Annotated in this window: 18 protein-coding genes; 8 read left to right on the top strand and 10 right to left on the bottom strand. The window is 73.3% G+C overall.

Features of this window, described 5'->3' with window-relative positions; genetic code table 11:
* The first annotated feature begins 196 nt into the window (after window positions 1–196).
* Both ABZ707_RS04530 and ABZ707_RS04535 read left to right on the top strand, forming a co-directional pair.
* Window positions 197–1,198: a ferulic acid esterase gene (locus ABZ707_RS04530; protein WP_360167612.1), complete on the top strand. Its 1,002-nt coding sequence runs from the start codon at window positions 197–199 to the stop codon at window positions 1,196–1,198.
* Window positions 1,199–1,397: 199 nt separating this feature from the next.
* Window positions 1,398–2,984, top strand: coding sequence for an AbgT family transporter (locus tag ABZ707_RS04535; RefSeq protein ID WP_360167615.1), 1,587 nt, complete (start codon window positions 1,398–1,400; stop codon window positions 2,982–2,984).
* A 97-nt stretch (window positions 2,985–3,081) separates the two neighbouring features.
* Here the strand turns inward: ABZ707_RS04535 and ABZ707_RS04540 are convergent, their stop codons facing one another.
* From ABZ707_RS04540 to ABZ707_RS04555, 4 genes are all read right to left on the bottom strand, one after another.
* On the bottom strand, window positions 3,082–3,303 hold the full coding sequence (locus ABZ707_RS04540) for a hypothetical protein (RefSeq protein WP_360167618.1): 222 nt from the start codon (window positions 3,301–3,303) through the stop codon (window positions 3,082–3,084).
* A gap of 73 nt (window positions 3,304–3,376) precedes the next feature.
* The gene (locus tag ABZ707_RS04545; RefSeq protein ID WP_360167621.1) at window positions 3,377–3,760 is read right to left on the bottom strand and encodes a hypothetical protein; all 384 of its coding nucleotides are present in this window, start codon (window positions 3,758–3,760) and stop codon (window positions 3,377–3,379) included.
* Between the two features lie 91 nt (window positions 3,761–3,851).
* Window positions 3,852–5,984: a phage holin family protein gene (locus tag ABZ707_RS04550; RefSeq protein ID WP_360167624.1), complete on the bottom strand. Its 2,133-nt coding sequence runs from the start codon at window positions 5,982–5,984 to the stop codon at window positions 3,852–3,854.
* Window positions 5,985–6,206: 222 nt separating this feature from the next.
* Entirely contained in the window at window positions 6,207–6,611 is a 405-nt protein-coding gene (locus ABZ707_RS04555; protein ID WP_360167627.1) for a hypothetical protein, read from the bottom strand.
* Window positions 6,612–6,885: 274 nt separating this feature from the next.
* On the opposite strand from ABZ707_RS04555, the gene ABZ707_RS04560 reads away from it, so the two are divergent.
* Both ABZ707_RS04560 and ABZ707_RS04565 read left to right on the top strand, forming a co-directional pair.
* Window positions 6,886–7,677, top strand: coding sequence for an MBL fold metallo-hydrolase (locus tag ABZ707_RS04560; protein ID WP_360167630.1), 792 nt, complete (start codon window positions 6,886–6,888; stop codon window positions 7,675–7,677).
* Entirely contained in the window at window positions 7,674–8,318 is a 645-nt protein-coding gene (locus tag ABZ707_RS04565; RefSeq protein ID WP_360167633.1) for a VTT domain-containing protein, read from the top strand. The genes ABZ707_RS04560 and ABZ707_RS04565 overlap by 4 nt, the downstream gene beginning before the upstream one ends.
* On the opposite strand, the gene ABZ707_RS04570 is transcribed toward ABZ707_RS04565, so the two are convergent.
* A complete protein-coding gene (locus ABZ707_RS04570; RefSeq protein WP_360167636.1) occupies window positions 8,298–9,416 on the bottom strand; it encodes an MBL fold metallo-hydrolase in 1,119 nt (372 codons plus the stop codon). The genes ABZ707_RS04565 and ABZ707_RS04570 overlap by 21 nt on opposite strands.
* Window positions 9,417–9,427: 11 nt before the next feature.
* Complete coding sequence (locus ABZ707_RS04575) at window positions 9,428–10,645, bottom strand: aminotransferase class I/II-fold pyridoxal phosphate-dependent enzyme (protein ID WP_360167639.1); 1,218 nt, start codon at window positions 10,643–10,645, stop codon at window positions 9,428–9,430.
* 264 nt (window positions 10,646–10,909) lie between these two features.
* Here ABZ707_RS04575 and ABZ707_RS04580 point away from each other — a divergent pair, with 264 nt between their 5' ends.
* The 3 genes from ABZ707_RS04580 to ABZ707_RS04590 all read left to right on the top strand — a co-directional run bounded on the left by ABZ707_RS04580 (window position 10,910) and on the right by ABZ707_RS04590 (window position 13,776).
* Window positions 10,910–12,418 (top strand): phosphatase PAP2 family protein, encoded by a 1,509-nt coding sequence (locus ABZ707_RS04580; protein WP_360167642.1) that lies wholly within the window; start codon window positions 10,910–10,912, stop codon window positions 12,416–12,418.
* Between the two features lie 128 nt (window positions 12,419–12,546).
* Window positions 12,547–13,356 carry a methyltransferase domain-containing protein gene (locus ABZ707_RS04585; protein ID WP_360167645.1) on the top strand — a complete coding sequence of 270 codons (810 nt, stop codon included), beginning with the start codon at window positions 12,547–12,549 and terminating at the stop codon, window positions 13,354–13,356.
* A gap of 60 nt (window positions 13,357–13,416) precedes the next feature.
* Entirely contained in the window at window positions 13,417–13,776 is a 360-nt protein-coding gene (locus tag ABZ707_RS04590) for a VOC family protein (RefSeq protein WP_360167648.1), read from the top strand.
* Window positions 13,777–13,845: 69 nt separating this feature from the next.
* Here ABZ707_RS04590 and ABZ707_RS04595 read toward each other — a convergent pair whose 3' ends face one another.
* Entirely contained in the window at window positions 13,846–14,763 is a 918-nt protein-coding gene (locus ABZ707_RS04595; RefSeq protein ID WP_360167651.1) for an arginase family protein, read from the bottom strand.
* A gap of 74 nt (window positions 14,764–14,837) precedes the next feature.
* Here ABZ707_RS04595 and ABZ707_RS04600 point away from each other — a divergent pair, with 74 nt between their 5' ends.
* Complete coding sequence (locus tag ABZ707_RS04600) at window positions 14,838–15,173, top strand: DUF6204 family protein (protein ID WP_360167654.1); 336 nt, start codon at window positions 14,838–14,840, stop codon at window positions 15,171–15,173.
* Here the strand turns inward: ABZ707_RS04600 and ABZ707_RS04605 are convergent.
* Genes ABZ707_RS04605 through ABZ707_RS04615 form a run of 3 tightly spaced genes read right to left on the bottom strand, consistent with a single transcriptional unit; the run spans window position 15,154 to window position 18,694 of the window.
* Window positions 15,154–15,741 (bottom strand): GNAT family protein, encoded by a 588-nt coding sequence (locus ABZ707_RS04605; protein ID WP_360167657.1) that lies wholly within the window; start codon window positions 15,739–15,741, stop codon window positions 15,154–15,156. The two genes, ABZ707_RS04600 and ABZ707_RS04605, sit on opposite strands and share 20 nt — an antisense overlap.
* Before the next feature lie 23 nt (window positions 15,742–15,764).
* Complete coding sequence (locus tag ABZ707_RS04610) at window positions 15,765–16,697, bottom strand: LD-carboxypeptidase (protein WP_360167660.1); 933 nt, start codon at window positions 16,695–16,697, stop codon at window positions 15,765–15,767.
* A complete protein-coding gene (locus tag ABZ707_RS04615; RefSeq protein WP_360167663.1) occupies window positions 16,694–18,694 on the bottom strand; it encodes a prolyl oligopeptidase family serine peptidase in 2,001 nt (666 codons plus the stop codon). Before ABZ707_RS04615 ends, ABZ707_RS04610 begins: the two co-directional genes overlap by 4 nt.

Genomic DNA, 18,694 nt, shown 5'->3' on the forward strand with positions numbered 1-18,694 from the left:
CGCCGAGACCGCGCGCCACGGGTCGCACCTCCGCACAGCGCGCGCACCACACATCCGTACGCCGGTCCCCGCCCGCGACGCGGAGCGCCCCCGCACCCACACCACTGAGCCGTAAGCCTCCCGGAGGCGACTACACCATGGCCGCGCGACGGCCGGGGTGTCTCTCCTCCCCGGCGTCCGGCAGAAGGAGCCTGCCATGAACGACATCCCGCGAAGCCACCGCCGCAGCCGCGCCCGCCGCTTCCTCCGGCGGACGGCGACGGCCACCGCCTGCCTCGTCCTGGGCGCCACGGCGGCCGGAGCCGTCCCCGCCACCGCCGCCCCGGCCGGTACGGCGAAAGCCGCGGCCTGCCGCCTGCCCGCTCCGCAACAGCCCGGCACCAGCGAGCAGCACACTCTCACCAGCGGCGGCCGGGAGCGGACCTACCAGCTCCACCTGCCGGCCGGTTACACCGGGAAACGCGACTGGCCGGTGGTCCTGGCCTTCCACGGACGCGGCAACACCGGGGCCGGTACCGAGGAGTTCTCCAAGCTGTCGACCCTGCCGGCCGTCGTCGTCTATCCCAATGGCGTGATCGGCACCGGGGACGGCGACCGCCAGGCCTGGCAGGGCGCTCCCTACGCGGCGGCCGGCGTCGACGACGTCCGGTTCACCGGGGACCTCCTCGACCGGATCGAGGACACGCTGTGTGTCGACGAACGGCGGGTCTACGCGACCGGAAAGTCCAACGGCGCGGGCTTCGTCGGGACCCTGCTCGCCTGCCGGATGGCCGACCGGATCGCCGCGATCGCGCCCGTGGCCGCCGCCCTGTATCCCACCGGTGAGACGTGTGAGCCCTCCCGTCCCGTCCCCGTCATCGAGTTCCACGGCACCGGCGACGCGACCATCCCCTACACCGGGGACGCCGACCGCGGACTGCCCGCCGTCCAGGACTGGGTGGCGGGCTGGGCCGAGCTGGACGGCTGCGGGCCGCGCGTCCGGCAGCGGGTGATCCAGCCCGACATCACCGTCTCCCGGTGGAGCGGCTGCGACCGCGGGGCCGAGGTCCGGCATGTCGCGGTGACGGACGGCGGACACACCTGGCCCGGCGCCGACATCTACAGCGGCGGCGGCATCACCACACAGACCATCGAGGCGCACGAGGTGCTGTGGCAGTTCCTGCGCCAGTTCCGTACCCCTCCGTCCCACCACCGCTGATCCGCCGGGACCTGAGCCGGGGCCGCCCGTTCGGATCGTGCCGGGCTCGCGTGCCCCGGCACCGCGCCTCGCGGCGTCGTTGGCGCGGGAGGGAGCCGGCGCCCCGCGCCGGCTCCCTCCTCCGCCTCACGATCCACGACACCAGACCCCGCTCACCAACCCAGCCAGATCCCACCGAAAGACCCGAGGAGCCGCTCCCATGACCACGCCGACGTCCGGCCCACCCGGTACACCGCACCCACCCGGCGCGCCCTCCGCACCGACCGACGGCACCCGGCTGCCACGTGTCGTCCGCGCGATGGCCGTCATCGAACGGGCCGGCAACGCGCTCCCGCATCCGTTCTGGCTGTTCTGGATCCTGTCCGCCGTGCTCGCGGTCGTGAGCGCGGTGCTGGCCGCCGCCGATGTCTCCGTCGTCTCGCCGAGCGACCACAAGACGGTCGCGGTACAGAATCTGCTCAGCGGTGACGGACTGGCCATGGCCGTCTCGACGATGATCGAGAATTTCGCCACCTTCCCGCCGATGGCCACGATCGTGGTGGTGATCATGGGCGTCGCGGTGGCGGAGCGCACCGGTTTCCTCGCGGCGCTGATGCGGGTCAGCGTCTCGCGGGTGCCCGCCTCGTGGGTGGTGTTCGCCGTCGCCTTCGCCGGCACCGTGGCGCATGTCGCCTCGGCCGCCGCGTACATCATCCTCGTACCGCTGGGCGGTCTGGCGTTCCGGGCCGTGGGGCGCTCCCCCGTACTCGGCATAGTCGTCGCCTACACGGCCATCGCCTCCGGCTACGACGCCAGCCCGGTCCCGACGCCCAACGACGCCATCTTCGCGGGCATCACCACCGCCGCCGCGCGGATCGTCGGCGGGGACGACGCCTATGTCTCGCCGTTGAGCAACTGGTTCTTCAACATCGCCTCGTCGGTGCTGCTCGCGGTCGTCATCACGCTGGTGACCAAGTTCGTCCTGAGCAGGCGGCCCGATCTCGACTCCGATCCCGACGCGGAACTGGAAGACCTCGGCACCCTCACGCTCAGCACCCGGGAGCGCTCGGCGCTGCGCGCCGCCGTACTCACCCTGCTGGCGATGCTCGTGGTGCTGGTCGCGGTGCTGCTGCCGCAGTCGTCGCCCCTGCGCGGCGAGGGCGGCGGGATCGTCGAGTCGCCGTTCCTCGACGGCATCGCGGCGGTCGTCGCCGTGGCCTTCGGCCTGGTGGGCATCGTGTACGGATACCGCTCCGGCTCGATCACCTCTCCCGGCGACGTACCGAAGCTGATGGGACAGGGCGTCCGGCAGATGGCACCGGTGCTGGTGCTGTTCTTCGCGATCGCCCAGTTCCTCGCTTACTTCGACTGGACGCACATCGGCGATGTGCTGGCCGTCAGGGCGGCGGAGGCGCTGCAACAGAGCGGCATGCCGATCGTCCTGGTGTTCCTGCTGATCCTCACGCTGCTGACCCTGGTCAATGTCATGGTGACCAGCGGGTCCGCGATGTGGGCCCTGGCCGCGCCCGTCCTGGTGCCGACGCTGATGCTGGTCAGCGTCCCGGCCGAGACGACTCAGGCGCTGTTCCGCATCGCGGACTCCGGGTCGACGGCCATCACGCCGATGAGCCCCTACTTCGTGATGGCGCTGGGATTCCTCCAGCGATACCGCAAGAACGCCGGCATCGGCACGCTGGCCTCATACACGCTGCCGCTGGCCGTCGCGATGACGGTCGCGTGGACGGCGCTGTTCCTCCTCTGGTGGGCGCTGGGCATCCCGCTCGGACCGGGTGCGCCGGTGCGCTGAACGGACCGGCGCGCGCGGCGGTTTCCGCCGGCGGCCGGGCACGGACCGGTCGCGCCGCCCCGGGGGCGCCCGCGACCGGTCCGTGTTCAGCGGGGCGTTACGGCTGCGCGACGACCTCGGCCGGTTCCGCGTCCGGGGTCAGACGCTCGACGGCCACAACGGGCTTGGCGTCCCGCCCCAGTCCTCCGGAGCCTCCGGAACCTCCCGAGCTGCCCGAGCCGCCCGCACCGGAGGCGCGACGACGGGACTCGGACTGCTCGGCGCGCGCGGCCTCGGCACGCAGGATGGCGTTGAGTGCCGCGTAGGGGTCAATGGGCATGGCTGTGTCCTCACTGTGAGACGGAGCTGAATCAACTGCTGGGGGTCGAAGGGCACTTCGGGTGCCTGACCTGTCAGCAGCGCAGCACCACACAGCACGTGTCGCCCGGCGCTCGCGGTGGCCGCGCCGAGGCGGCACGCCCGGTACGCGCGTCCTGTCCCCGGCCCGCGGAGGATCCCGGGCCGGTCAGCGGCTTGACGCGCTGCGCCCTGCCGGCCCGCTCGGTCCTGCCGGCGGGGGACTGTTCGCTCTCGGACGTGTCCTGCTGTCCCTCACCCGCGGGATCGGGGATCGCCGAGGCGGGCGGCGGGGGCTCCACGCCCCGCGCCGGGCGCGCGTCGAGCGACATTCCCAGGAGGGCGGTCAGCACCAGCAGTGTCACCAGCACGGCCCGGCGCGCGGCGACGGCAGCGCGGACTGCTGCGGCACTGGGCGCGGCGGGTGCGGCGTGGCACATGGTCACTACCTCCTGGACAAGCCCTCTCTGCCCATATGCGGAGGCGTTGCGTCCTCTTACCCCTGGAAATCACTCGCACGGGGGACGGAGGTCAGGCCGACCTCATCTCGTCCTCGGCGGCCACCGGTTCGTGATGCGCACCCGCGGCACGGCTCCGACGTGCCGGAATGGGCTGTCCGAGTGGCACCTGGGGTCCGCTGCCCTCGCGCAGCCAGCGCGCGAGGACCCGGTGCACCTGCTCGGCGCCGACGAGTTCACCGCCGCCGGGGACCGGCGCGGACAGCACCAGCGGCGAGAGCAGGAACGCGCGCGACTGTTCGCCGCCGAGCCCGCCGTGCGAGCCGATCTGCTCCTCGAAGGCGTGCACCCGGCCCGTCGCCGGGTCGTACATCGAGTTGACCATGATGTCGGCGACATGCGGGAAGGTGTCGGTGCGGCGCACGGCGTCGGCGGCGCCGGGTCCGAGACCGGCGAGCGGGCCGTCGTCGCGGAGTTCGGCGAGCGGGACCTCCGCGCCGTCCGGGCCGAGCACCACCGAGCCGTGCCGCTCGCTCCGTACGAGCAGGAAGCCGATCCCGGGATGGTTGGCGAGGGTCCGCAGCAGCGCGGGATGACGCCGGTCGATCCGCTCCCGGCTCATCCGTCCCGGTACGTCGGGGAAGGAGATCAGCGCGAGATTGCCGGAGGCGAGCACGATCGGTTCCCTGCCGCGCGCGGGCGTGTCCTCCCCGCCCTCCCGCTCCGGCCTGTGCAGCGCGCCACGGACGGCGTGACGCCCGGCGTCGCGTGCCTCCGCACCGCTCTTGGTCCGCTCCGCCCTGCGGGACACGGGCAGTCCGCAGCCCGCTCTGACCAGGTCCCTGAGCGTCAGTCCGTAGGCCCCCTCGAAGGTCTCACCGGGACTCTGGCCATGGTCGGAGAGCAGCACGATCCGGTAGGTACGCGGCGCGTGCTCGGCGACCTTGGCGATCAGGCCGACCGAGCGGTCAAGACGTTCGAGGACCCGCGCGGCGTCCCTGCTGTGCGGTCCCGAGTGATGGGCCACCTCGTCGTAGGCGACGAGGTCGGCGTAGACGGCGGTGCGCCCGGCCAGCATGTCCCCCATCACGGCCGCGACCACCACATCGCGCTCCACGACGGTCGCGAAGGCCCGGATGAACGGATAGAGCCCGCCCCGGCCGACCCTCGGCCGGTCGTCGCGCATCCGCGCCCGCGTCGACTGCCCGATCTCGCGGGCCACGTCGGCGACGAAGGAGACCACCGTACGGACGGCGTTGGCCGGATCGGAGAAGTAGGCGAAGTAACCGGCGCGGGAGCGGTTGGCCCTGCCGCGTCTGGCGGCGATCGACAGCACCAGGGCGAGCTGGTCGGCGCCGCCGCTGAAGAGGTTGCCGCGGCTGGCGCCGTCGAGGGTGAGAAGGCCGCCGTCGCCGGTGTACTCGATGGCCCGGCGCTGGAGTTCGGCGGCGCTCGCGGGCCGGTTGCTCACCATGATCCGCCCGGTGTCCTTCTCGTACCAGCGGAAGGCGGGGACATCGTGGTTGGTGCCGTGCAGGATGCCGAGCTGGCTGGCGCCGGTCTGACTGGACCAGTCGGTGCGCCACGCCGTCAGCCGGTGGGTCGGCCGCTCGCCCAGCCAGTCCGCGACATGGGGCATCAGCCCGCCGGCCACGGCGTCCACCAGCACCTGGTGCCCCACTCCGTCGAGCTGGAGGAAGACCGTGCCGGGCAGCCCTCCGTGGCCGCCGTCCTCGCCGTTCCTGCGCCGCCGCCGGTCGGCGAGACGCGAGAGCCTGCGCCGGTAGGCGTCGTCGTCACCGACCGCGAGCGCCGTGGAGGTCGCGGAGGCGACGGCGGACATCACCGCGGCGACCACCACCGCGGTCTCCGGGTTGGCCGCGCCCCGGCCGTCGGGGATGAGCCAGAGCGCGATCAGCAGCAGGGAGCCGTTGAGGAAGAACACCAGCATGCCGAGGATCAGCGCCGGGACGAGCAGCAGCGCCCGCACGAGCAGCGGCCAGACCAGCGCGCTGAGCAGTCCGAACGCGCCCGCGCCCCAGCCCGCGGTGACCGCGGTCCGGGTGGCGCTGTCCCCGTCGTCGGACTGGAGCTGGAACTCCGGCAGGATCCCGGCGAGCACCAGCAGCGTCAGGGTGGACACCGCCCACACGACGATCACCCGCAGCAGGGCTCTGCCCGTCGTCCGCCATCGCCCCTGCAGCACTGCGCTTCCACCTCACGTCCGGGCCCGCGCACACACGGGGCTCGTCCCAGCCTGACACAGCGCGCCGAGGACTCCGGACGGCGCCGGGGGCGCCGCGGAGGGGCCGGCCCGGACGAGGGCCAGGACGGGCCTCGAAGCGCGACTCCGCCGGGACAGCGGACGATCTTGTCGCGAGCATGCCCGGCGGCTACGGCGAGCGCGTCGCGGGCCGGGCCGGGCCGGTCAGCAGCCGTCGTAGCCGGCCGTCGGCATCGACAGCCGCCGGTGGACGTCGGCCTTCATCGCCGCGTCGTAGGAGGGTTCGTCCAGTCCCACGGTCTCCAGTCGGACACCTCGGCGCTCGCACTCCGCGGAGAAGGCCGGCGCCGAGGAGAAGGCGCGGTCGAGCACGCGCTCGTTCGCGGCGACGAACAGGTCGACCAGTCCTTCCTCGACATCCACCCATAACGCGCTGTGGTCGGGGCGCAGTCCGTAGAAGAGGAGCTGCCGGGTGACGACATAGCCCTGGTCCTCGGCCCAGCGCGCGCACATCGCGTGCTGGCCGCGGGTGTCCACGAGGAACGGCACGTGGTGGAGCTCCTCCAGTGGGGTCAGGCTGGCGATCGCGGCCACTCGTACCTCACCCATGTCCTGTCCCCCACGCTCGATCACTCGCTCGACCACTCGCTCGACGGCTCGGCGGACCTGTGCCCCCGCACCCGTCTCGGACCGCAGACCCTACTGTGCCCGCGCCCCCGCGGGGGAGGCGCGCGGTCGGCGTGCGAAAGCGCGCGAACACGCCGGTGCGGCGTGTGACCTGGCGCATTCGTGGGCCCCCGGCGGGTACCCGCCGTACTCTGAGTACGGAAATCGTGCCGGGACGGGAGTGGAACGTCCCCGGGCGGACGGAGTTGAGGTCGGGTTGGGAACTGTCATCACCTGGTGGGGTCACGCCACCTGCACCGTCGAGGACTCCGGCGTCCGGGTGCTGACGGATCCGCTGTTCGTCCGCCGGCTGGCCCACCTGCGGCGCCGTCTCGGACCGGTGCCGCCGCCGGAGGCCGCGGTCGCCGACGCCGTGCTGGTCTCCCATCTGCACTCCGACCACCTTCACACCCGCTCACTGGCACGGCTCTCTCCGGGCACCCGGCTGATCGTGCCGCGCGGTGCCCCGCGGTCCGTCCCCCTGCTCAGAAGGCTCGACTCCCGCAGGAACCCGACGGGGCTGCGGATCACGGAGGTCGACGCCGGTGACGAGGTGGTGATCGGGGCGCTGCGCGTACGGGCCGTGCCCGCGCGGCACGACGGACGCCGGCTGCCGGTCGGACCGCAGCGCTCGCCCGCGCTCGGCTATGTGATCACCGGCGAGTCGCGGACCTACTTCGCCGGTGACACCGGACTCTTCGACGGGATGGCCGAGGCCGTGGGACAGGTGGATGTGGCGCTGCTGCCGGTCGGCGGCTGGGGGCCCCATCTGGGGCCCGAGCATCTCGACGCGGAACGGGCGGCGCGGGCGCTCGTCCAGCTCGAACCGGGCGCGGCGGTGCCGGTGCACTTCGGTACGTACTGGCCGATCGGCCTGGACGGGGTCCGGCCGCACGAGTTCTACTCGCCCGGCGGCGATTTCGTACGGGAGGCGGCGCGCCTCGCACCGAAGGTGGCCGTGCATCTGCTGCGGCACGGCGAGAGTGTGCGGCCGGAGGCCGCGCGGTGATCGACCAGATAGTCTCGCAGTTTCCGGCCGAGTCGACACAGCAGGCCGTCGGCTATCCGTCGATCTTCCTCCTGGTGGCCCTGGGAGCGCTGGTGCCGGTGGTGCCGACGGGCGCCGTGGTGAGTTCGGCCGCGGTGGTCGCCTATCACCAGACCGCCCCGCTCGCCATGGTCTATGTCTTCCTGGTGGCGGCCTCGGCGGCCTTCCTCGGTGACACCGCGCTCTACTGGCTCGGGCGGCGCGGGGTGGGCTCGAAGAGCGGTTCGCGCTGGCTCGCCGCGCTGCGCAGGCACGCCCCGCCCGACCGTCTTGAGCAGGCACAGCGGAAGCTGCGTGAGAACGGTGTGACGGTGCTGGTGCTGTCGCGGCTGGTACCCGCCGGACGGATCCCGGTGATGCTGGCCTGTCTGCTCGCGGAGTGGCCGATGCGCCGCTTCGCCCGGGGGGATGTGCCCGCCTGTCTGGCCTGGGCCGCGACGTATCAGCTCATAGGGGTGCTCGGTGGCTCGCTCTTCGACAAGCCCTGGGAGGGGGTGCTCGCCGCGGTGGTGCTGACGGTGGTGCTCAGCGGAGCGCCCGCTCTGTGGCGCCGGCTGCGCCGGCCCGGCTCGGAGGGCCGTTCAGAGGGCCAGGAGACGTGAGGCGCCGACCGGCAGGTCCCAGAGCTGCTCGCGGGGGCGTCCCGTCTCCTGCCAGGCGGCCCTGACCCGGGCGAGAGGTTCCAGGACCGGTTCGGCGGAGAGCACGAATGTCGCCCAGTGCATGGGGGCCATGTTCCTGGCTCCCACGTCCTGGCAGGCCCGTACGGCCTCCTCCGGGTTGGTGTGGACGTCACTGAGCCACCAGCGCGGTTCGTACGCGCCGATCGGCAGCAGCGCCAGGTCGATGTCCGGATGGCGGTGGCCGATCTCCTTGAACCACCGGCCGTATCCGGTGTCCCCGGCGAAGTAGACGCGATGCCCGTGGCTGTCGCTCAGCACCCAGCCGCCCCAGAGCGAGTGGCAGGTGTCGGTGAGCGTCCGCTTGGACCAGTGGTGGGCGGGCACGAAGTCGAAGCGCACGGTCCCCCCGTCGGCGCCGGGCAGCTCGGCGGCCTCCCACCAGTCCAGCTCGGTGACCCGGCTGAACCGGCGCCGCCTGCACCAGCCCGCCAGGCCCGCGGGGACGAACAGCGGGGTGTCGCGCGGCAGTCGCCTGAGGGTCGGTGCGTCGAGGTGGTCGTAGTGGTTGTGGCTGATGACGACCGCGTCGACGGGCGGCAGATCGTTCCAGCGGACACCGACGGGGGTGATCCTGGCCGGTGTGCCGAAGATCCGGTGGGACCAGACGGGGTCGGTGAGGACCGTGAGCCCGCCGACCCGGATCACCCAACTGGCGTGCCCCGCCCAGGTGACGGCGACGGTGGCGGCGTCCACCAGGGGCAGCGGACCGGGGGCGAACGGGAGCGCGGGGACATCGCGCAGCCCCTCGGCGCCCGGACGTACGGCGCCCTCCTTGGCGAGCCTGGCCATCGCCCGGACTCCGGGCAGCGGGGCGGTCAGCCGGTCGGCGAAGGTCCGGGGCCAGTGGCGGGTCTCGCCGAGCGGGCGCACGGCATCGCGCGGTCCTGTGGCGGTGGGCGCGGTCCTGTGCCCCGTCACGGGGCGGTCCTGCAACGGCCCCGCGCCGCCGCCCGGTCCGGCCGGACCGGCCTCCTCCGCCGGTTCCGCCGGATCCGTCTGTTCGCTCCGCTCCGTCATCGGGGCTCCGTTCAGCACAGTTCGTCGAAGGCAGATCCGAGAATGCTGAGCGCTCGCGCGACATGCGGCAGTTCCAGTGGCGCCGGCGCGGTGAGGGACTCCAGGCGCTGCTCCGGCGTCGACCCGAGCAGCGGCCCGGTCGACAGGCGCACGCGCAGCGCGCCCAGTTCGTCCCCGAACCGGTGGCCGCCCGGCACGGGCATCCCCAGCCGTTCGCTCAGGTAGTTCTCCAGCTCCAGGGAGTCGGTGACTCCCCGGCCTGCCAGGCGCGCGCGCAGCGGCCCGAGGTCGGCGTAGAGATGACGGCCCGCCTGCGGCGGACGGGCGAGGGCGCCGGAGACCAGGACCGCCCGGTGCGCCGCCGCGGCCACCCGCGCGTGCAGCGCGGCGGCGGCGGCCACCCGGGCCCGCACCGGCTCCGGTTCGTCGAGCGCCGCGGCGGCGGCCGCCGCGACCGGACCCGCGACCAGGGCGCCGAGGGCGGTGAGGACGTCCAGCGTCCTGGCCCGCAGCGCGGTGCCCGCGGCGGTGGCGGGGAACCGCGCGACGGCCGCCGGCCAGGCGGCCGGGGTGAGCGCGCCCGCCAGGTCGGAGACGATGACGACCTCCTCGGGCCACATCTCGGCCGGGCTGAGCAGCACCGTCTCGCGCGGCCTGTGCAGTGTGTCGCGCCAGGTCTCGTCGCTGATGATGTGCAGCCCCTCGTCGATCGCGGCCTCGCACGCCTCGCGGAGCAGCTCGGGCGGCGCGACGGTGGCGGTGGGGTCGTCGACGAGGGAAAGCAGCAGCACCCTGGGCGCGCCGCCCTCGCCGCGCACCCGGCGGACCGTCTCCAGCAGGGCGTACGGATCGGGGACACCGCCCGCCTCCGCCGGGGTCGGCACCAGGTAGGCGGGCCGGCCCAGCAGCCTGGCCTGCGGTGTCCACCAGGCGGGGCAGGGCCGGGGCATCAGGACATCGCCGTCGTACGCCGCGAGCAGCGCGAACAGCAGGGGCTGCGCGCCGGGCGCGGCGGCCACCTCGTCCTCACCGGTGTGCAGTCCGCGCCGCCGCCAGTAGCCCCCGGCGGCGGCGCGCAGGGCCTCTCCCCCGCCGGACGGTTCGGGCGTGGTGCGGCCGGCGGCGGCCGCGCACACCTCGACCAGCTCCGGCAGCGCGGGCAGTCCCGCCTCGGGAGCGGGCGGGCCGAACCGCACGGGGCCACGTCCCTCGGAGACCGTCCGCCGCATCCCGCCACCTCCCGCCCAGCCGTCCGCCGGGCGCCCGGCCCCTGTGCCCGTTCTACGGGCCTTGACCCCTTTATACGGAGGTTTGGCACTCCCTGCTCCCCGGGCCTCGCTCCACCTGCTACCCCGGGCGGCCCCCTCCGTACCCCCGCGCCGCGCGGCGGCTCCGCCCGCTTTCGCGTGCGCGCACGACCGGCGATGAGACGGATCTGGTCCGGATGCCGTACAGGCTGCTTGGAGCCGCCGCCACCGGGGTACCCGCGTTGCATGTTCGAGACCTTCGCGGGCCAAGGCCAGGTGACTCCGGGGACCCGTGCCCGGGTCGCCGCACTCCTCAAGTCCTGGGACGAGCGCGCCTTCCGCTCCGTCGCCGCCGTGCACTGGCCGGCCGCTGAGCCGGTGCTGCCCCGGCTGAGCCGCAGCGCCAATCACGGCCTTCTCTGGTTCGGAGCCGCCGCGGGGATGGTCGCGCTCGGGCGGAGCGCGCGCACGCGCCGGGCCGCGGTGCGCGGCATGGTGTCGCTGGGGCTCGCCTCGGCCGCCATCAACACCGTCGGGAAGCGCGCGGTACGCCGTCAGCGGCCACTGCTCGACGCGGTGCCGATGATCCGGCAGCTCAAGCGGCAGCCGTTCACGACCTCCTTCCCGTCCGGGCACGCGGCCTCGGCCGCCGCCTTCGCCGCCGGGGTGGCACTGGAGTCCAAGAGCTGGGGCGCGCTGGTGGCGCCCGTGGCCGCCTCCGTGGCCTTCTCCCGTGTCTACACGGGGGTGCACTATCCGAGCGATGTGCTGGTGGGCGCGGCGCTCGGCGTGGGCGCGGCCTACGCGGTGAGGGGGGTGGTGCCGACACGTTCCCAGATGCCCTCGCCGGGCCGCCCGTACGCCGAGGCTCCCGCGCTGCCCGGCGGCCGGGATCTGGTCGTCGTGGTGAACCGGGCCTCCGGTTCTTCGGACACCGCCACGCTGGTGCGTGACGCGCTGCCGTTCGCCGAGGTCGTGGAGTGCGAACCGGAGGACGTGGAGACCGAACTGGAGAAGGCCGCGAAGCGCTGCCGGGCCCTCGGTGTCCTCGGCGGGGACGGGACGGTCAACCGGGCCGCCGGCGCCGCCGTACGGCACGGTCTGCCGCTGGCCGTCTTTCCCGGCGGCACCCTCAACCACTTCGCGTACGACCTCGGGGTCGAGAGCGTCCACGACACCTGCCGGGCGCTGACGGCGGGCGACGCCGTCCGGGTTGACCTGGGGCGCTTCACCCCCGGGCCGGACGGCACGGAGGCCGGCCATTTCCTGAACACCTTCAGCCTGGGCGTCTATCCGGAGCTGGTGCGGGTGCGCGAGCACTGGGCACCGCGGATCGGCGGCTGGCCCGCGGGGGTCCTGGCGGCGCTGAAGGTGCTGCGCGACGGCCACCAGTTGGAGGCCGAGTTCGACGGCAGGCAGCGGTCGTTGTGGCTGCTGTTCGCGGGAAACAACATCTATCAGCGCATGGGGCCGACGCCCGGCCGGCGGCATGATCTCGCCGACGGCCTGCTGGACGTGCGGATCGTGCACGGCGGCCGCGCCCCGGGACTGCGGCTGCTCGCCGCCGCGCTGGCCGGACCGCTCAGCCGCTCACCCGTCCACGCCGCGGAGCGGATGCGGCGGGTACGTATCGCGGGCATCGCGCCCGGCACGCCGCTGGCGTTCGACGGCGAAGTCGAGGAGGCCCCGGCGGAGTTGATACTGGACAAGGCGATCGAGGCACTGACGGTCTACCGGCCCATGGCCCTGCTGTAGGGCGTCGCCGGAGTCCCGAGGGCTTCCGGCGACGACCAGGATGCCCACAGAGCGAGACGCAGGTCTCATCATACGACATGGCGGCGTACGGTGGCGGGGACCGTCCAGCCATGAGAGGGAGCCTGGTCATGCCGAAGGAGACCGCCGTCTACACCCACGGGCACCACGAGTCGGTGCTGCGCTCGCACCGCTGGCGGACCGCCGCCAACTCGGCGGCGTATCTCCTTCCGGAACTGCGGCCGGGGCTGGAGGTGCTGGACGTGGGATGCGGGCCCGGCACCATCACCGCCGACCTGGCCGCGCTGGTCGCCCCGGGCACTGTGACCGCCGTCGACGCCGCGGAGAGCGTCCTCGCCACCGCGCGGGAGACCGCCGCCGCGGCCGGTCTGGACAATGTCCGCTTCGCGGTCGCGGATGTCCACGCGCTGGACTTCCCCGACGACTCCTTCGACATCGTCCACGCCCATCAGGTCCTTCAGCATGTCGGCGATCCGGTGCGGGCCCTGAGCGAGATGCGCCGGGTGTGCAGGCCGGGCGGTGTGGTCGCGGCGCGTGACGCGGACTACGGCGCCTTCACCTGGTTTCCCGCCGTGCCGGGGCTGGACGACTGGCAGGAGCTGTACCGGCGGGTGGCGCGCGCCAACGGCGGTGAGCCGGACGCCGGGCGCAGGCTGCTGTCCTGGGCACGACGGGCCGGGTTCACCGGCCTCACCGCGACGGCCACGAACTGGTGCTTCGCCACCCCCGAGGAGCGCGCCTGGTGGAGCGGCCTGTGGGCGGACCGCACCACCGCGTCCGGCTACGCCGATCAGGCCACCGGCGGCGGCCACACCACAGCCGGGCGGCTGGCGGAGATCGCCGAAGCCTGGCGGGAGTGGGGCCGCGACGAGGACGCGTGGTTCATGGTCCCGCACGGCGAGATCCTCTGCCGGGTGTGATCCCGGCCCGGCCGGCGGAATCGATCTCGCGCACCGCCACCGCCAACTAACCTGACTCCTATGGAAATCCTGGGAACCACGTTGCGCATCTGCGTCGACGACCTGGAGACCTCGGTGACGTTCTACGAACGTCTCACCGGAAGCCGCGCGCTCCGTTTCGAGCGCGGTGGGGTCTCGGTCGCCGCCGTCGGCTGCTTCCTCCTGATGAGCGGCCCCGCCTCGGAGATCGATGTCCTGCGCCGGGTGACGGCGACCATCGCCGTCAAGGACGTCGACGAGGCGCTCACGACCCTCACCGAGGTCGGCGCCCAGGTCCTGGCGGGACCGGTGCCGACCCCGGTGGGCCGCAATCTGATCGCCGTGCACCCCGACGGTTCCGTCTTCGAGTACGTCGACCGCAGAGCCCTCCAGGACGGCTGAGGCCCCCCGGACACGGACACCGAGACGGTCGCGGGGGCCGGGCCACGGCCCGGCCCCGCACCCGCCGCCCTACCGTCCCGCGTCCGGCGTCCCCCCACCGGTGAAGGCGCCCACGATCAGATCCGTGAGCAGCGCGCCCGCGGTCCCCTCCGGGTCGAGGTCCGGATCGTAGATGGTCACATTGAGACCCACGCAGCGCTCGGAGCGCACCAAAATCCGCAGCAGCACGGCGAGTTCGTCCGGCAGCAGTCCGCCCGGGTCGGGGCTGTCGACGGCCGGCATCACCTCCGGATCGAGTACGTCCGCGTCCAGATGGACCCAGAAGCCGTCGGTGGCGGGCGTCTCCAGCGTCCGGAGCACGGCTCCGGCCGACTCGGCCGCCCCCTTCGCGCGGAGTTCACCGACTGTCACGACCGGGATCCCCAGCCGGGCCAGTTCCTCGCGGTCCTCGTCGTAGTCCCTGATCCCGAACAGCCGGATGTCCTCGTCCCGCAGATACGGCCGCAGTCCCTCCAGATCGGTCAGATCCCGCTGGCCGCGCCCGGTGGACAGGGCGAGTTCCTCACCGCCGGCCGCGCCGACCGCCGTGGAGTTGCCGGGATGCCGGAAGTCGGCCGAGCCGTCGAGGGCGGCCATCCCGTACCGGCCGAGGCGGCGCAGCGCGAGCGAGGCACCGAGCTGGATCGAGCAGTCGCCGCCCAGCACCAGGGGGAAGTCCCCGGCCCTCACATGGCGCTCGACGCGGTCGGCGAGGCGCGGGGTGTAGGCGGCGATGGCCGCCGCGTTGAAGACCCCGTCGCCCTCCCGCCAGCCACCGCGGTCGTAGCGCGGTGGGACGACGACCCCGCCCTCGTACGCTCCGAGCCTTGGCACGATGCCCTGTTCACGCAGCGCCCCGGCGAGTTTGTGGCAGCCCGGCACGGTGCCGGGAGCGGGCGGCCGCAGCCCCAGATTGGAGGGCGCGTCGATCACCACGATATTCCGCATGGGGACCATCCTGATCGCCGTACGCTGCGTCCTCCATCGGTTTCACGGACAGGCGGGAAGAGAGCGGGAACGGAATGACGACTCAGCACACATACCGGGTGATCGTGCGCGGGACATGGCACGGGCTGACGGACGAGACCCGGGCCCGGCTGCTCGCGGAGGCGGACCAGCACGGGCTGGCGGGGATGCGGTTCACTCCGGAGGGCTCGCTCACCTACGATCCGGCGCTGCAGCATTTCAGCTACCGCTATGTGGTGGTCACGGACGCCGCGGACGGCGAGGAGATGGCCGCCGCGCTGGCCGAGGACCGGGCGGAGACGGCCCTGAGGGCGCTCGGCTGCGGCCATCGGGAGCTGCGCTCCACCGTGACCGACATGGACACCATGAAGGTCAACCGCAAGGGCCGCTGACGGCCTCTCCGGCGGCGGCCCGGTCGCGCCGCACCATCTCCGTGGTGACCGCCCAGCGTTCGTGGTCCCGCCAGGCGCCGTCGATGAGGAGGAAGTCCGGCGAGAAACCCTCCAGCCGGAAGCCCGCGCGCCGTAGGAGCGCGACCGATCCGGTGTTGGCCGGCTGGACATTGGCCTCCAGCCGGTGCAGGCCGAGCGGTCCGAAGGCATGGTCCAGGACCAGTGCGAGCCCCTCCGTCATCAGGCCGCGCCCCGCGGCGTGCGCGAAGGCGCCGTAACCGATCGCGCCGCTCAGGAAGCCTCCCAGCACGATGTTGTGAAAGTTGAAGAAGCCGGCGATCCGGCCGTCCTCACGCGTGCAGACCAGGAAGCCCGCCTTCGTGGGGTCCGCGATGAGCGCACCCGCGTACGCGGCGTACGCCCGGGCGTCCTGGGGCGGGAAGAGCCAGGGCCGGTGCAGTGTCCTGCTCTCGCGGGCCAGCGCGGTGAACTCGGCCGCGTCCTCGTGGCGGTAGGGACGGATGAGTGTGCGCGAGCCCTCGGCGAGCGGGGTCGGGATGGCGGGCATCGCGTCAGCTTAAGGGGGCCCGGTCAGCTCAGTGCGGGCAGGTCGAGGGTGAGAGTGGCGCTCTCGCCGTCCAGGACCGCCGGCACACCGAGCGGCATGGTGAGTGTTGTCTCGCCGTGTCCGAAGCCGAGTTCCTCGACGACGGGTACGCCCAGTCCGCCGAGCCGGTCGAGCAGCAGCGTCCGTACGTCCTCGTAGGGCCCGCACTCCGCCCAGGAGCCGAGGCCGATCCCGGCGACTCCGTTCAGCCATCCGGAGCGCAGAAGCTGGGTGAGGATGCGGTCGAGACGGTACGGCTCCTCGCCGACGTCCTCGATCAGCAGCAGCCCGCCCTCGGCCGAGGGACGTGCGTACGGTGTGCCGAGGTCGGCGGCGAGCAGGCTGACACAGCCGCCGAGCGTGACGCCCCTGGCGCGCCCCGGCACCAGCGGGCGGGCGGTGTCCAGGCCGAGGACACGTACCGACTCGGGTTCGAACAGCGTGGCGCGCAGCGACTCCTGCGTTCTCGCGTCCTTGAGGAAGGTGACGGCCGCGGTCATCGGACCGTGCAGTGTGGCGAGCCCCATGCGTACGGCGAACGCCTCGTGCAGGGCGGTGATGTCGCTGTAGCCGACAAAGACCTTGGGTCCCGCTGCCCGCATCGCGGTCCAGTCGAGCAGGTCGACCATGCGCTGGACCCCGTAACCGCCCCGAGCGCAGAGAACGGCGGACACGGAGGGATCGCACCACGCCTCCTGGAAGTCGCGGGCGCGGTCCTGGTCGGTGCCGGCGAGATAACGGAACCCGGGGTGGCGGTCGAGGACATGCGGGGCGACGACGGGGTCCAGGTCCCAGCCGCGCAGAATGTCCAGGCCGGTCTCCAGCCGTTCCTCGGGCAGGGGCCCGCTGGGCGCCACGACGGCGACTCTGGCCCCCGGTCGCAGGCGCGCCGGCCGGGTCAGCGGCGTGACGGTCATTTCCTGAGCTCCAGCCGCGGGACATCGGTTCTGTCGATGCCGAAGGTCTGCGCGTAGAGGGAGAGTTCGGCCTCCAGCGCGCGGATCAGGGTGTCCGCCCGGCGGAAGCCGTGGCCCTCGCCCTCGAAGGCGATGTAGGCGTGCGGAATCTCGCGGTCCGCGACCCGCGCCAGGAAGCGCTCGCACTGCGCGGGCGGACAGATCACATCGTCCAGCCCCTGGAGAAGGAGGAACGGGGCGGTGATCCCGTCGACCTGGTTCAGCGGCGAACGGTCGTGGTAGCGGGCCGGGACCTCGGCGAGCGGGCCGATCAGCGATTCCAGGTACTGGGACTCGAAGTCGTGTGTCTCGTCGGTGGCCCAGCCCAGCAGGTCGAGGATCGGATAGCTGATGGTGCCGCAGGCGTAGACGTCGGTGGTGGTGAGGGAGGCCGCGGTGGTCCAGCCGCCGGCGCTGCCACCGCGCACGGCGAGCCGGGAGCCGTCCGCCGTGCCCTCGTCGGCCAGTGCCCGGGCGACGGCCGCGCAGTCCTCGACGTCCACGACACCCCACTGCTCGCGCAGCCGCTCGCGGTAGGCCCTGCCGTAACCGGTGGAGCCGCCGTAGTTGACCTCGGCGACACCGATACCGCGCGAGGTGAAGTAGGCGATCTCCAGATCGAGGACGAACGGCGCGTGCCCGGTGGGCCCGCCATGGGCCCACACCACATAGGGCGGCAGTTCGTCGTCGGGCGCGGCACGGTCGGGGCTGTGCGGCGGATAGAGATGGGCGTGGATCTCACGGCCGCCGGGACCGGTGAAGGTACGCTCCAGCGGCTCGGGGTAGTACGCCGGGTCCACCGGGTCCCGGTGCGCCGCGCCGATCACCCGGGCGCGGCCCGTGACGGTGTCCAGCTCCACGACCTCGTACCCGCTGCGGGGACTGGCCGCGACACCGATCACCCGGGTGCCCTGCACGGCGAGGGTGGCGGCCCAGTCGGTCCAGGGCCCGGCGGCGTCCACCAGATCCCCGGTCTCCGGGTCGAGTATGCCGAGGGCGGTGGTGCCCTTGCCGTGGATGACGGCGATCAGCCCGTTCTCCAGCGGGAGGAACCACTGGACGCCGATCTTCCAGAGCGGCCCGCCGAACTCCTCCCGCCGGCCGGGGCAGAGCGCGGTGCTCACGGCGGCGCCGCCCGCGAGCGCGTCGGGGCGGACGCGCCGCGGCTCCCACCAGCCGCCGGCGTCGGAGACGAAGAGCAGCGAGCCGTCCGGCGCCCACTCGACCTGCGGGACCGATTCGCCGGTGTCTCCGACGAGGGCCCTGATGCCGGTGAAGGGCCCCGTCTCCCCGACCTCGCCGACCATCACCACGGTGCCGTCCCAGGGCATGTGGGGGTGGTCCCAGGCGATCCAGGCGGCATGGCGGCCGTCCGGTGAGAGCCGGGGCCCGGTGACAAAGCGGTGCCGGTCGTCGGTGAGTTCCCGTACGGCCGCGCGGTCCCCGGCGGCCGATCCGTCGAGCGGTACCGCCGCGATCACCCGCCGTACATCGGTGGGGCGCTCGCCGGTGAACTCTTCGAGGACGCACCAGACCTCGCCGCGCTCCAGGTGGATCCGGGGGTCGGCCCAGCGCAGTCCGCCGCCGGTCGCGGAGACCGGTGTGAGCGGGCGGGGCTCGCCGCCGCCGTCCGGTTCGTACGCGTACAGCCGCTGGTCGGGGAAGTGCACGAACACGACGAGCGGGCCGCCCCGGGGGCGCTCGGCGCCGGCCCAGGGCACACCGCCGTACTCGATCACCCGGCTGCGGACGTTCCAGGGCGCCGGCAGCACCGATTCCTCGCTGCCGTCGGCCCTGCGGCGCACCAGGGCGCGCCGCCCGGCCTCGGCGGGACGGGGCTCGGTCCACCACACCTCCTCACCGACCGTCCCGGCGTATTCGGGACGGCCGTCGTGCGAGGCGGCGAGCGTGGCGTCGATCGGCGACGGCCACGTGCCGTAGGGCGCGGTGGGCAGCAT

The organism is Streptomyces sp. NPDC006923, from assembly GCF_040635655.1.
In the GTDB taxonomy this organism is placed as follows: Bacteria; Actinomycetota; Actinomycetes; order Streptomycetales; family Streptomycetaceae; genus Streptomyces.

What these genes read in the sequence shown, in the direction of transcription:
- ABZ707_RS04530 (WP_360167612.1), top strand. Translation starts at nt 197, where the DNA reads ATGAACGACATCCCGCGAAGCCACCGCCGCAGCCGCGCCCGCCGCTTC.
- ABZ707_RS04535 (WP_360167615.1), top strand. Translation starts at nt 1,398, where the DNA reads ATGACCACGCCGACGTCCGGCCCACCCGGTACACCGCACCCACCCGGC.
- ABZ707_RS04540 (WP_360167618.1), bottom strand. Translation starts at nt 3,303, where the DNA reads ATGCCCATTGACCCCTACGCGGCACTCAACGCCATCCTGCGTGCCGAG.
- ABZ707_RS04545 (WP_360167621.1), bottom strand. Translation starts at nt 3,760, where the DNA reads ATGTGCCACGCCGCACCCGCCGCGCCCAGTGCCGCAGCAGTCCGCGCT.
- ABZ707_RS04555 (WP_360167627.1), bottom strand. Translation starts at nt 6,611, where the DNA reads ATGGGTGAGGTACGAGTGGCCGCGATCGCCAGCCTGACCCCACTGGAG.
- ABZ707_RS04570 (WP_360167636.1), bottom strand. Translation starts at nt 9,416, where the DNA reads ATGACGGAGCGGAGCGAACAGACGGATCCGGCGGAACCGGCGGAGGAG.
- ABZ707_RS04575 (WP_360167639.1), bottom strand. Translation starts at nt 10,645, where the DNA reads ATGCGGCGGACGGTCTCCGAGGGACGTGGCCCCGTGCGGTTCGGCCCG.
- ABZ707_RS04580 (WP_360167642.1), top strand. Translation starts at nt 10,910, where the DNA reads ATGTTCGAGACCTTCGCGGGCCAAGGCCAGGTGACTCCGGGGACCCGT.
- ABZ707_RS04585 (WP_360167645.1), top strand. Translation starts at nt 12,547, where the DNA reads ATGCCGAAGGAGACCGCCGTCTACACCCACGGGCACCACGAGTCGGTG.
- ABZ707_RS04590 (WP_360167648.1), top strand. Translation starts at nt 13,417, where the DNA reads ATGGAAATCCTGGGAACCACGTTGCGCATCTGCGTCGACGACCTGGAG.
- ABZ707_RS04595 (WP_360167651.1), bottom strand. Translation starts at nt 14,763, where the DNA reads ATGCGGAATATCGTGGTGATCGACGCGCCCTCCAATCTGGGGCTGCGG.
- ABZ707_RS04600 (WP_360167654.1), top strand. Translation starts at nt 14,838, where the DNA reads ATGACGACTCAGCACACATACCGGGTGATCGTGCGCGGGACATGGCAC.
- ABZ707_RS04605 (WP_360167657.1), bottom strand. Translation starts at nt 15,741, where the DNA reads ATGCCCGCCATCCCGACCCCGCTCGCCGAGGGCTCGCGCACACTCATC.
- ABZ707_RS04610 (WP_360167660.1), bottom strand. Translation starts at nt 16,697, where the DNA reads ATGACCGTCACGCCGCTGACCCGGCCGGCGCGCCTGCGACCGGGGGCC.
- ABZ707_RS04615 (WP_360167663.1), bottom strand. Translation starts at nt 18,694, where the DNA reads ATGCTGCCCACCGCGCCCTACGGCACGTGGCCGTCGCCGATCGACGCC.